This is a genomic window from Vibrio sp. 10N.247.311.47 (assembly GCF_041467535.1).
Classification (GTDB): Bacteria; Pseudomonadota; Gammaproteobacteria; order Enterobacterales; family Vibrionaceae; genus Vibrio; species Vibrio crassostreae_C.
Window position 1 is genome coordinate 26,078 of the sequence record NZ_JBFSUR010000015.1, and the last position, 12,144, is coordinate 38,221.

General features: G+C 43.8%; 9 protein-coding genes. 4 read left to right on the plus strand and 5 right to left on the minus strand.

All coding sequences use genetic code 11. The features are described from left to right. Positions 1-79 precede the first annotated feature (79 nt). The 3 genes from AB6E51_RS11750 (at position 80) to mrdA (ending at position 6,038) form a co-directional block, all read left to right on the plus strand. Entirely contained in the window at positions 80-1,987 is a 1,908-nt protein-coding gene (locus AB6E51_RS11750; protein ID WP_372058319.1) for an EAL domain-containing protein, read from the plus strand. Between the two features lie 120 nt (positions 1,988-2,107). Then, positions 2,108-3,763: an ABC-ATPase domain-containing protein gene (locus tag AB6E51_RS11755; protein ID WP_017064599.1), complete on the plus strand. Its 1,656-nt coding sequence runs from the start codon at positions 2,108-2,110 to the stop codon at positions 3,761-3,763. A gap of 376 nt (positions 3,764-4,139) precedes the next feature. Continuing rightward, positions 4,140-6,038 carry a penicillin-binding protein 2 gene (gene mrdA, locus AB6E51_RS11760; protein ID WP_136981853.1) on the plus strand — a complete coding sequence of 633 codons (1,899 nt, stop codon included), beginning with the start codon at positions 4,140-4,142 and terminating at the stop codon, positions 6,036-6,038. 145 nt (positions 6,039-6,183) lie between these two features. Here mrdA and AB6E51_RS11765 read toward each other — a convergent pair whose 3' ends face one another. Together AB6E51_RS11765 and AB6E51_RS11770 are read right to left on the minus strand one after the other, a co-directional pair. Then, entirely contained in the window at positions 6,184-6,804 is a 621-nt protein-coding gene (locus tag AB6E51_RS11765; protein WP_029235437.1) for a DNA-J related domain-containing protein, read from the minus strand. A 575-nt stretch (positions 6,805-7,379) separates the two neighbouring features. Continuing rightward, on the minus strand, positions 7,380-8,219 hold the full coding sequence (locus AB6E51_RS11770; protein WP_017060073.1) for an isopenicillin N synthase family oxygenase: 840 nt from the start codon (positions 8,217-8,219) through the stop codon (positions 7,380-7,382). Between the two features lie 201 nt (positions 8,220-8,420). Between AB6E51_RS11770 and AB6E51_RS11775 the strand changes: the two genes are divergently transcribed. Then, entirely contained in the window at positions 8,421-9,029 is a 609-nt protein-coding gene (locus tag AB6E51_RS11775) for a DUF2238 domain-containing protein (protein ID WP_104216053.1), read from the plus strand. 125 nt (positions 9,030-9,154) lie between these two features. Here the strand turns inward: AB6E51_RS11775 and AB6E51_RS11780 are convergent, their stop codons facing one another. Genes AB6E51_RS11780 through AB6E51_RS11790 form a run of 3 tightly spaced genes read right to left on the minus strand, consistent with a single transcriptional unit; the run spans position 9,155 to position 12,073 of the window. Further along, on the minus strand, positions 9,155-9,406 hold the full coding sequence (locus tag AB6E51_RS11780) for a hypothetical protein (RefSeq protein WP_017060071.1): 252 nt from the start codon (positions 9,404-9,406) through the stop codon (positions 9,155-9,157). A 21-nt stretch (positions 9,407-9,427) separates the two neighbouring features. Then, positions 9,428-10,333, minus strand: a complete 906-nt coding sequence (locus AB6E51_RS11785; protein ID WP_372058317.1) for a DMT family transporter — start codon at positions 10,331-10,333, stop codon at positions 9,428-9,430. A 48-nt stretch (positions 10,334-10,381) separates the two neighbouring features. Continuing rightward, the gene (locus tag AB6E51_RS11790) at positions 10,382-12,073 is read right to left on the minus strand and encodes an SgrR family transcriptional regulator (RefSeq protein ID WP_372058315.1); all 1,692 of its coding nucleotides are present in this window, start codon (positions 12,071-12,073) and stop codon (positions 10,382-10,384) included. Positions 12,074-12,144: the final 71 nt, after the last annotated feature.

Sequence of the window (12,144 nt, forward strand, 5' to 3'; positions counted from 1 at the left end):
AAGATTCACAGTTTTCTTTGGTTCATCATAATTAACACAGGATGTGTTGATGCATTTAGCATAATTGACTCGGAGTCATATGAAGAAAATAAAAACTCTCGATTTAGATATCCCAGACGATATGGAGCACGGTTGGCAGAATATTGTCGACCTCTTAGCTCAAATTACTCAAGTGCCCGCAGCACTAATCATGCGTGTTCACGCCAATTACATTGAAGTTTTTTCAACCAGTCGTAGCGAGAACAACCCATACAACAAAGGTGATTCTGAAACGCTGGGGAATGGGCTGTACTGCGAAACAGTGATGGAAACTCAACGACAGCTTCTTGTGCCTAACGCGCTTGCCGATCCTAAGTGGGACAACAACCCAGACATCAAACTCGGCTTAGACTCCTATTGTGGTATTCCATTACTTTGGCCTAACGGTGAACTGTTTGGCACCATTTGTATCTTGGACTCGAAAGAGAATCACTACACCCCTACTTATATCAAACTGTTAGAGAGCTTTCGGACTTCGATTGAATCTCAGCTTAAAACCCTATTCCAACACGCCAAGCTTACCCAAATGAATCGCGACCTAAAAAACCGCGTTTACAATCGCACTAAAGATCTCGCGAGCCTTAATTACTCGTTGAATCAAGAAATTGATAAACGAAAAGCGGCTGAACAGAAGATTAACTTCCAAAAGAATCACGACCTCGGCACCGGCTTTTTAAACCGAAACGCATTTGAATCTCGCTTAAACCACAAGCTACTGTCACAGAGAAGGCTGACAGACAGCTCATTTGCAGTCGTTCATATTGGTTTTACCAACGGTAGACGCATACAAGCACGCTACGGCTATAACGCGTTAGACCAAGTGCTTGTTGAATACCGAAAACGCATCGACTGTATTTCTGATATCGATGTGTTAACTGCACGCCCTACTTCGGTTGACCTCGTATTGGCGTTTAGCGTTAAAGATTTACACCATCGCCTTGAAGAACTTTGCCAGACGCTCGTTAAAGTTGGTCATTCAGAATTCGACATCGAAAGTGACAAAGTGCATTTGCACGCGTTTATTGGGATTGCAATTACGAACGACGAAGATGACGCGGAAAGCATTCTGCAGAAATCTTCTGAAGCGATGTTAGCCTGCAAAGATTCAGGACAAAAGTTCGCTTACTACTCTCAATCCCATACCGAAGAACAAACTCACATTAATAAGATCGAAGGCTATTTGCTTCAAGCCGTTCGTAATGATGACCTTATGCTCTACTTTCAACCCAAAGTTAGCCCGTTGACGCATCGCTGGGTCGGTGCTGAAGCTTTGCTTCGTTGGCGACATCCTGTTTTGGGTGATATCTCTAACGAAACCCTGATCCACATGGCTGAACAAAACGGTTTGATTTTCGAAGTGGGCAGCTTTGTTTTACGCAATGCGATTGAAAAAGCCAAAGAGTGGTCCGAATACGTTGAAGATTTCAAGATGGCTGTGAATGTGTCTGCAATTCAACTCAAGAACGTACACTTTGCGGAACAAGTGGTTCACCTACTCGAAACCTATCATTTAGAGCCTCGTTTCTTAGAACTTGAAGTTACGGAGAGTGGACTGATAGCAGATGAAGTGGTTGCCAAGAATACCTTGGGATCTTTGCACGATATTGGCGTTACATTGTCACTAGATGACTTCGGTACGGGCTACGCCTCCTTCAGTTATCTGAAGAAGTTCCCATTCGACACCATTAAGATTGATAAGAGCTTTATCGACCAAATGCTCAACTCACACGAAGACTCGGAAATTGTTCGTTCTATTGTCCAAATTGCCAAAAAGCTCGACTTAAAAGTGACGATTGAAGGCATAGAAACGGAGGTTCAGGAGCAATTTATTATTAATGAAGGCTGCGATGTGGGCCAAGGTTACCTTTACGGAAGACCAATGCCGAGCCAAGAATTCGAACACAGCTTAATCAATCAAAACTATTTGGGGACAACTCGTTACGCTTAAAGCGAAAAAGAGCAGTTAGTTTTGGATTTAGGCCTACTTTCTCTTTACTCTAAAGGTGGTGATTTTTATAATCGCCGCCTTTCTGTTTTTATCTTTCCCCTTATATAGGCATTCCTCGTTATGGATCAGTTGACTGCAAAGCTTAAAAAGCTCGAAAAACAAAACTACCGTGCATATCAACAAATTAAAGGTCAATACGACTTTGCTGATTTTGAATTACACATCGACCACATCCAAGGTGACCCATACGCGTCAGCTTCTCGTTTTCGTGCAACGCGCGCGTGGTCTTTGACCGGGTTAGATTGGCTGAAAGAAAAATCTTACGAATACCAAGTAGCCGCTCGTGACTTTATCGCACGTAGCTTCTCTGAGTTCGCGAAACAAGAGTCGACCGTTTCTATCGCGCTGACGGGTCAAACCGTATTAGACAACACAGCTGTTGTATTCACAGACCACGGCATCGAAATTCGTTTCCGTATTAATTTACCAGCTGATGGTCGTAGCATTCTTGCTAAGAAAGCGAACAACATCATCACTTTCTACTTACCGAAGTTTATTCGTCGCGCGACGCTTGAGCGTGAGTTAAACATCGATGCAATGATCAAACATTGTGAAGCCGTTGAAGACCAAGAAGCGCTGCGTGCTCAATTGGATGAAAACAACCTAGCCGCTTTCGTTGCAAACGGCAGTGTGTTACCTCGTATCGCGGGTAACTGCGACCTTCCAATGAAAGACGCGGTACCTTTCGCGGCTCCAGAATCATTGAGTGTTACGTTAAATACTCCAAACCAAGGTGACGTGACCGGCCTAGGCATTCCAAAAGGCATTACGCTGATCGTTGGTGGTGGTTTCCATGGTAAATCGACACTGTTGAACGCCGTTGAACGTTCTATCTACAACCATATTCCTGGTGACGGTCGCGAAGGCATTGTAACTGCGATTGATACGATGAAGATCCGCGCTGAAGATGGTCGATGTGTGCACAGCTTGAACCTGTCAAACTACATCAACCATTTACCAATGCAGAAAGACACATCTGACTTCAGCACACAAGATGCGTCAGGTTCTACGTCTCAAGCGGCTTGGTTACAAGAATCGATTGAAGCCGGCGTTCAAACTCTACTTATCGATGAAGATACGTCAGCGACTAACTTCATGATTCGTGACGAGCGTATGCAAGCGCTAGTGTCAAAAGGCGATGAGCCAATCACACCACTTGTCGACCGCATTGGTCAGCTTCGTGAAGAGATGGATATCTCTACCATTGTTGTAATGGGTGGCTCTGGTGATTACCTAGATGTCGCGAACACTGTGATTCAAATGCACGACTACCAAGCGGTAGATGTGACTGAAAAAGCAAAAGACGTGATTGCTCAGCACCCTACTCAGCGTACTAACGAATGTGAAACTGCTTTAGAAACGTTTGTACCGCGTTCATTGAACCGTGCTTCACTGATGAACATTCTGACTGACGGTAAATTCCGTGTTAATGCTAAAGGCAAAGAGTCACTGCGTTTTGGTAAAGAGTTTGCAGACCTTTCTGCGCTTGAGCAATTAGAATCACCGTCTGAAGTGAATGCGATCGGTTGGGCTTGGTTCCAATTCGCACAAACTCCAGGTTGGTCAAACAACCCTGCTAAAGAGTTTAACGCTATTTTAGAAAACGAATGGCACGCTAACATGCCTAACTACGGTGACCTAGCGAAACCAAGAACGTTAGATGTGATGGCTGCTCTGAACCGTATGCGTAAATCTCAGTTCAAGCCTTCGAACTGATTTCGTTAAATATCGGATTTATTGTGCTTCTAGGTTTTTGAAGTTTTAATCTTCTAATTTACTAAAGCTTCTAAGCCACTAAATAAGCAAATTAACCTTCTACGGCTCTCATTCTGAGGGCCGTAAATTTATCTAACCTCTTTTGACCTAACCTCTAGTGTCGTCAAAACTCTTGAACTTTATGAATTCATAAAACCAATCTTTACATCAATTACTTATCATCTTTTATAATGAGAAAATTAAAGGCACTGTTTACCGCCATCTAATGCTGTCGATCCCTCAAAACATGACACAGCTTTTACAAAACCCTAGTGATATTCAGATAAAGTCCCGATTCGACAAGTGTAACCAAATGTAACAGACCCTTGAGGCTTCAATGAATCATAAACGCGTTAAGATGCGTGACCATAAAATCGAAGTGAACCTATTCAAAAACCGCGTAATCGTCGCGTTTTGTGGGATCTTGATGTTCACTCTTGTCTTAGTCGGCAATCTATACCGACTTCAAGTTGAAAATTTTAAAAGCTATCAAACTCGTGCCGATGGCAACAGAATCAAAGTATTACCTATCGCCCCTACTCGTGGACTTATTTACGACCGTAACGGCGTGTTGCTTGCAGAGAACAAGCTTGTCTTTGATCTGACGATGATTCCAGAGCAAACCGATGATGTCGATGCAATGCTCGCCAAGCTAGACAAATATGTCCCCCGTGATGCAGAGCAGATCGCTCGTTTCAAAAAACGCTATCACAACACCCGCCGTTTTAAATCTGTGACTATTCTAGAGAACTTAACGGAGGAAGAGATCGCCAAGTTCTCCGTGCACCAGTACCAGTTCCCCGGCTTATCTATCGATACCAGCTTAAAGCGTTTTTACCCGAATGGTGAGGTGCTTACCCATGTTCTTGGTTACGTGGCGCACATCAATGATAGCGATCTCAGAAAGCTTGAAGAACAAGGGATAGAAGCGAATTATCAAGCTACAACAATCATAGGAAAACTGGGTGTTGAACGTTATTACGAAGATATTCTGCACGGCACCAAAGGTTATCAAGAAGTCGAAGTAAACAGCCGTGGGCGAATAGTCCGAACCATTGAGTACGTGCCGCCAGTAGCTGGTAAAGATATCGTGTTAAATATTGACCTTGAGCTGCAAAAATACGTCTTTGAGCAACTTGATCACCGAACTGGAAGCGCGGTTATTCTCGATCCGAAAGACAACAGCGTGTTGGCGATGGCATCAAGCCCGAGTTACGACCCTAACCTATTTGTCGACGGCATTTCGAGTAAGAACTACCAACGTTTATTGAATGATCCGGCTCACCCGTTGGTTAACCGCACCACTCTAGGCGTTTATCCTCCTGCCTCAACCGTTAAACCATTTATGGCTGTGGCAGGACTGCAAGAACATGTCATCTCTGAAGATACCATCCGTAACGACCATGGCGTTTGGAGAATTCCTGGCTCTAAACGAAACTCTAAATCTTGGCGTGACTGGAAACGTTGGGGTCACGGACCTGTCGATGTCACTCAAGCCATTGAAGAGTCGGTAGATTCATTCTTCTATCAAACCGCTTTCGATTTGGGTATTGACCGAATTTCAAGTTGGATGAACCGATTTGGATTTGGTGAACCGACAGGCATTGATATCTATGAAGAAAGTACCGCCAACATGCCGACTCGAGAATGGAAGATGATGCGTTATCGCACCCCTTGGTATCAGGGTGACACAGTTCCGATTGGTATTGGCCAAGGTTATTGGACATCGACACCTATGCAACTTGCTAAAGCAACGTCAGTATTGGTTAATCATGGTAAGGTGATGCCACCTCATATCTTAAGAGCCACCTTAGATCACGGTGAAGATTTCAGTACACAACAACTTGTCGAACCGGAGCCAATGCCCTCAATCACCGAAGTACCGGATAGAATTTGGGATGTGCCAATCAATGCGATGCGACTCGTAAACCACGGTAATCGAGGCAGCGGCAGACGTGCATTTAAGGGAACTGAATACACGAGCGGCGGCAAATCAGGAACTGCACAAGTCTTTGATCTTGCGAAAGACCAGGTCTACAACTCGAAGAAACTCGCTAGACACTTGCTTGACCATGCGCTTTACACGGCTTTCGCACCGTATGAACACCCTGAATATGTCGCAACTGTGGTTATTGAACACGGTAACGGTGGCTCAAAAGTTGGTGCGCCTTATATCCGTAAAGTACTCGACTATGCCTTTGAACATAAAAGTGGTGAGAGCAAAGATCACTCCTAACACCAATAACTTAAGTCGCTACAGCACATAACGTAGTTACCCAAAACATAACGTAATGACGACAAAGCCCCACTTGTATCACTCACAATGTGGGGCTTTCCGTTTTAGGGTTCTGAGCAATTAGACAGCTAAAAATGCCTGTCGATTATGAGCTTCTTAATACATGCCATGCTTCACAGAGCGTCTGAAATTTTGCGGTGTTGCCTTCATCTCTGTCCGGATGCCATCTCAATGCCAGTTGTCGCCAACGTTTTCTAATTTCATGGTGTGTCGCGTCTAAAGGTAACTCAAACAGGTTCAATGCTCGACTTCGATCCATATCGAGTTCATCACCACCCACATACTTTCTATACCGAGTCCAAAATTCGTTCAACAGCCTTTTGACTTCACCTTCATCCGCTTCATAGTTAACCCAATTAATGTAGTATTCTCGAAGTGGGTCTTGATGATCGATGCTGTGACTGCTTCCGTGATAACGACCATTCATCAATTCGATGTCCATCGCTTGGACTTGGAGCCAACCATCTGGGTGTAAGGTTTCTTGAAGCTGATAAAGCGCATTCATGATAAGGAAGTTCTTTTTAAACAACTCTTTCTCAGGCACAGCATCCAACACTGGCACAAACCCAAGATCGTTCAGATGAGCTGCCAATGTGTGTACTTTCCATCCGCTTGGCTTTTGCTTAAGCACTTCCATTATCGGCCAAAGCAATGGGTTTTCCATATGGCAATGAAAGTTTGCTCTCACATCTTGATAATTCGACATAGTTGACTCAGTTAGCTTCTCTGAATTAATGGATTTCTAGAACTGTGGATACTATAAGTAACCTGTTTCGCATCCGTTGCGTATCTTCTTTAATTGAAAGCGATTTTCTAAGATTTGTCGAGCTTAAGGACAAACAACTTTCTAACGTTTGGCTTAAAGGCACCTTTTATCGTCAAAACTGAGTACCATTTCGTTGAATACAACCATTAGGGCGTGTTGACCTTTCGCGGTTAAATTTTGTTCGAGATAAAAGCGTTTTAATCGCGGCGAGGGAGAAGTAGCCTAGTCATTCTAAGCAAATCTCCCTCAACAAAGAGTAAAACGCTTTTAGCCGAACCCTTCGGGCAGCGTTTGCTGGTCATTTCTACTACGTTATCGGCTTCTCATGTAGGCTAGCTACACATCGATGCCTCTGCCTTGTATAAATACCCAGCAACTCGCTGCAAAAATCAGCTCGAAAGATCAACACGCCCTAGTAATAAAGCCGCAATTCTTTGGTACGGATACAAAAAAGGTCAGCGACTTAGCTGACCTTTCACATCTATCCCAATTTTAGGGACGAAGCATTGAACTGACTAGATAACGCCAAGCTCTCTTAGACGTTCCATTAGGTATTCGTTTGCTGTGTACTTTTCAGATAGCACTACTTCTGGTTTCGGGTGAAGGAATAGAGGCAAAGAGATACGAGACTTCTCTTGGCGTTCACCTGATGGGTTGATTACACGGTGAGTTGTCGATGGGAAGTAACCACCAGATGCTTCTTGAAGCATGTCACCGATGTTGATGATCATGTTACCGAAGTCACATGGAACATCTAGCCACTCGTCATTTTGAGCTTTAACTTGAAGGCCCGGCTCGCTTGCAGCAGGAAGAACCGTCAGTAAGTTGATGTCTTCGTGTGCCGCAGCGCGGATTGCACCTGGCTCTTCATCACCTTGCATTGGTGGGTAGTGAAGAACACGAAGCAGAGTCTGTTCACTGCCGTTGATCATTTCTGATAACGCAATAGAGAATTTCTCTTGTACTTCTTTAGGAGCATGAGCTTCAACCCAACCTAGCAGCTCTTGAGCAAAAGCATTCGCACGTTGGTAGTAATCTAGAATCTGTTCTTTCAGCTGTTCAGGGATTTGGCCCCAAGGGTATACGTGAAAGTACTCTTTGATGTCTTTTACAGTGTGGCCTTTAGCAACTTCAGACACTGAAGGTGGAAAATATCCATCTTGTGTTTCAACATTAAAGTGGAAGTTCTCTTTCTCTTCAGAGATGAAGAATTGGTACCAGTTTTCGTAAATTGACTCAACAAGCTCTTTCGGGATTGGGTGGTTCTTAAGAACACCAAAACCAGTTTCACGTAGAGAGCGAACAAATTGTTCTGCTGCGTCGTCAGCAAGGTAATCGACAGTTTCCAGTTTCATGACTTTCTTTCTTGTTATGTAGTAATAGAGCGATTTTAAGGATCGCTTTGTTGTAAATCAAACTTTTGTGAAACTCTAGCAACCGTTTGTCTAGATACTGGGCGATAACACCACTTTTCAACAAATCTGGTGATTAAGACACAATTGAACACTGTTCATTATTGTGTAAAACTATTAAAAACTTCGACGAGAGATCTTGATATGACAATCACGCCACTTGCTCAAAATCGACCATTGCTGTCATTGACGACGCTGTATCTGACGGTGTTTCTATTTTCAGCGTTCGCTCCCTCTTCAAGAGCGGTGTGGATTGCCGAAATTGTCCCAGCGCTCGCGATATTGGTGGGTATTTGGTGGTTATCAACAAAGCTCACCTTCACTAAGACAGCTTACGTTTTGATGTTTATCTGGCTGATTTTGCATACGATAGGCGCAAAATATACCTTCGCGGAAGTGCCATTTGATTGGTTCAATAACATGATAGGTTCAGAACGGAATAACTTTGACCGTGTCGCGCATTTCTCTATTGGCCTTTATGCTTACCCACTCGCTGAGTACTTGATTCGTAAAAAACTGGCTCAACCGGTGCTTGCATGTTTCTTTGCGTTATTTGCGATCATGAGTGTTGCTGCAGGTTATGAAATCATCGAGTGGTGGTACGCGGAGATTGCAGGTGGTGATGAAGGTATCGCATTCCTTGGTTCACAAGGCGATATTTGGGATGCACAGAAAGATATGCTGTGTGACACCACGGGCGCAATTGTCTCGCTATTACTTCTTAAGCTTCAAGGGCGTGTCAATGCTTACTAAGCTCAATTATTTACACTGAGTATCAAAAGCAACGTTGAAATGCCACACACAAACCGTGCTGTGGCATTTTTAGTTTCAGCATTGTTTGCTCGTTTTAATATGACTGGTCGTTTCATCGTGACAGGTTATTTCATCGTTACCTTGCCACCAACAAACTTGTAGGCTGGCGTACCTCGAACCAAAGTGTCTCGCGCAAATTCAATCCCGCATTCAGGGCACACACATGGTTTTGTCGTGAAATCTTCAACGATACGCTCCTTAAAACATTTCACGAGTGCACCTTTGCCACCTTTCCGATACTTAAAAAGCTGCGTTTTGCATTTGGCACAGAAAATCTGAACCGTCTTGGTCGGTTGTTTCTTGTTTGGTTTAGCCATAGAAGTTAATGATTGAACTCTTTATTTCTTAAGTTTAGGTGCGACAAGAACCAAGCTTATCCCAAGAAGTATAACGGTTGATGAGACTATAAATTGCATAGTGACAGGTTCAGATAACAGTAATACGCCACCAAGTGTCGCGATAACTGGAACAGAAAGCTGTGCAATAGACGCAACCACGGTATTCAGTTTTTTCACTACGTAATACCACAAACTATAACCGATACCAGAAGCCACAGAGCCCGATATAACCGCGTAAATCAAACCTTGCTCAGTGATAGACACTTGCGTTAATGCATTAGGTATTAAAACTAATAAGCTCAATGCCACAAGGATAACTAGCGAGCTGAATCCAAAGTTAGCGGTGGTCGATTGCAGTGCGTTTGACGATTTCTTTCCTGCCAATGTGTAAATGCCCCACCCAATTCCGGCCAGAGACATCAAGATAATAGAAACTAAGTCGGGTGCTTGAGTCGATTCCGTTGGCATTAACAAATAAACAAGCCCTGCCACAGATAACAAACACCCGCCCCACTCAATGAGCGACATTCTGTTTCCAGAAAACAGGTGCGCGGCAATCATCGTAAATTGCACTGCGACAAACAACACCAGAGCACCAAGACCTGCGCCGAGCTCTAAGTAAGCAAACGAGAAACCAAACATATACACGAGCAGTGACAGTATTGACGTGAATTGAAACTGTGATTTTAACCTTGTGTATAGCGATTTGTTGTTTGTTAACACACGTCTAGCTTTAGATTGGGAAGACAAAGTTAATAAAATCAGAAGCGTAAGCGCACCAGATAAGATGCGAACGATCGAAAAGCTCAAAGGATCGATCGTTTGATCCATTAAGGCCCAGCGACACAAAACTGAATTCGCAGCAAATGCCACCAGCGTAATAAATGTAACCATCAGAGTTTGCATCGTTTTTCCTAAATGAGTTATTTGGTCCTAATTGAGTTTTCTTGGATTTCAATCAACGTCAGGCTTCACCCAAACTTGGCTAAAGTCGAACCAACCTAATGCATTACATTTCGCGTTTTGCAACGTACCACATTGATCTTTATTAACGCCTAACCAGCAATGGAACATCGGGATCAATTGATTGCTTTGGACCAGTTGTTTACCTAACTGTCGTGCTGGGAATTGCTCGAATTCACCAGAACGCCAACGGTCAATCATGTGACACCATTGGTCGAAGTCTTCTGCCGGGCTAGATTCATCAAGAAAACTGTAGTCCATTAGCCAACCGGCTAAAGCGTCGTCTCTGTTATTAGCGATACCCATAGGGTTAATCCAAATATCGACATCATCAGCGTGTGGAGGATCGGTTTCGTAACCGTAAAGATCAACATCGACGTTGTATTGCTTCAGCATCGTGACAATCGCCTTGGCAAGCGTTGGAAACATTGGATGTTGGCATTGATACGCCAATCTTATCGTTGGTTTGGAATTTTCTGGTGGACAAACTGGCACCTTCAACTTTATGTCATACCAACCGGGTTTTATCCCATAAGCGTGTAACACGCCCAAATCGATAACAGTCTCTTTTGGAATATGAACAAACAGATCCGCCGCATTCAATGCGTTAGATAAAAACTGTGCCCATGCGGGATCTTGTGCAATACCTTTCTTTCTATTGAGCAGTAAATACGTGCAGCCAGGATCGAGTTCTACTTCATCGCTATCGCCACGGTCGGCCATAACAGGCTTAGATAGGCTTGGGTAAACCATTGAAGAATAAGCCTCATCCACCACCCAAACTTCAACGCGATCAATTAACGGTCTGAAACCAAAGTACCCATTAAAAGCGGTTAACACGAGTTGTTTCTCGTCGTTCTTTTCAATGCGATAAGGTCCCGTTCCAATCGGTCGAATATCGTAATCTTCACCACGTAAAGTGATCGGTAAAGTAACTTTAGCGACCGATTCCGTTAGCGCAAGCGGAAAATACTTGTCTGGACGTGTGAGAAAAACATCTACGACACAATTTGCAGGTGAAGAGACATCTTTGATATGCGAAAACATGTTGAGAGGTTCGAGCGCAAGCAGTGTATCCACAACATGATTGGTTAACAGAGGTTCCCCGTTATGGAAACGAACACCGGGTCTCAAGAAGAATCGCCATTGGCAATCGCTGATTTTTTGCCATGAATGAGCCAGATCGGGTTGGAGCTGGTCATTCTCATCTAGACGAGTCAACCCACTGAATACCTGACAAGCGATATGCTGCTCTGAACGACGCATCGATTTGGTTGGGTTAAGCATTGAAAGCGGTCGGTAATAAGGCAAACGAATAACTTGTTCACCTTCTTGATACTGTACACCCAAGTAGTTTTGAATAACTTGGGTGAGTTTGGCAGCATTGTGATCAAGCACTGACAGCGCCTGTCCAATTTTTCCTTCCTGCAAGTAGCGTCTTGCTAGGTTCTCGCTGACATCACAACGATTCTGTTTAAAGATAAGTTGAGATAACTTTCCTCGACCAGCTGCAGGTAACCATTCTACCCACCCTTCTTCTTCAAGCTTGTTGAGTACCATTCGGGCATTACGACGAGTACAACAGAGCACATCCGTGATGTCGTCGAGCTGAACATCAGAATCTTTACCATCGAAGTATTCAAACAGGGTTTCAAATTGAACGCGAAGTCTTGGGCTGCTCATAAAGAGGAAAACTTATTCAAAGGACATTGAATTCAGTTTCCCTATTTTATGGCGTAAAATCAATATTACTG

Excerpts from the sequence above, each read along its gene's own strand:
- AB6E51_RS11750 (WP_372058319.1), top strand. The coding sequence starts at position 80 with ATGAAGAAAATAAAAACTCTCGATTTAGATATCCCAGACGATATGGAG.
- AB6E51_RS11755 (WP_017064599.1), top strand. The coding sequence starts at position 2,108 with ATGGATCAGTTGACTGCAAAGCTTAAAAAGCTCGAAAAACAAAACTAC.
- mrdA (WP_136981853.1), top strand. The coding sequence starts at position 4,140 with ATGAATCATAAACGCGTTAAGATGCGTGACCATAAAATCGAAGTGAAC.
- AB6E51_RS11765 (WP_029235437.1), bottom strand. The coding sequence starts at position 6,804 with ATGTCGAATTATCAAGATGTGAGAGCAAACTTTCATTGCCATATGGAA.
- AB6E51_RS11770 (WP_017060073.1), bottom strand. The coding sequence starts at position 8,219 with ATGAAACTGGAAACTGTCGATTACCTTGCTGACGACGCAGCAGAACAA.
- AB6E51_RS11775 (WP_104216053.1), top strand. The coding sequence starts at position 8,421 with ATGACAATCACGCCACTTGCTCAAAATCGACCATTGCTGTCATTGACG.
- AB6E51_RS11780 (WP_017060071.1), bottom strand. The coding sequence starts at position 9,406 with ATGGCTAAACCAAACAAGAAACAACCGACCAAGACGGTTCAGATTTTC.
- AB6E51_RS11785 (WP_372058317.1), bottom strand. The coding sequence starts at position 10,333 with ATGCAAACTCTGATGGTTACATTTATTACGCTGGTGGCATTTGCTGCG.
- AB6E51_RS11790 (WP_372058315.1), bottom strand. The coding sequence starts at position 12,073 with ATGAGCAGCCCAAGACTTCGCGTTCAATTTGAAACCCTGTTTGAATAC.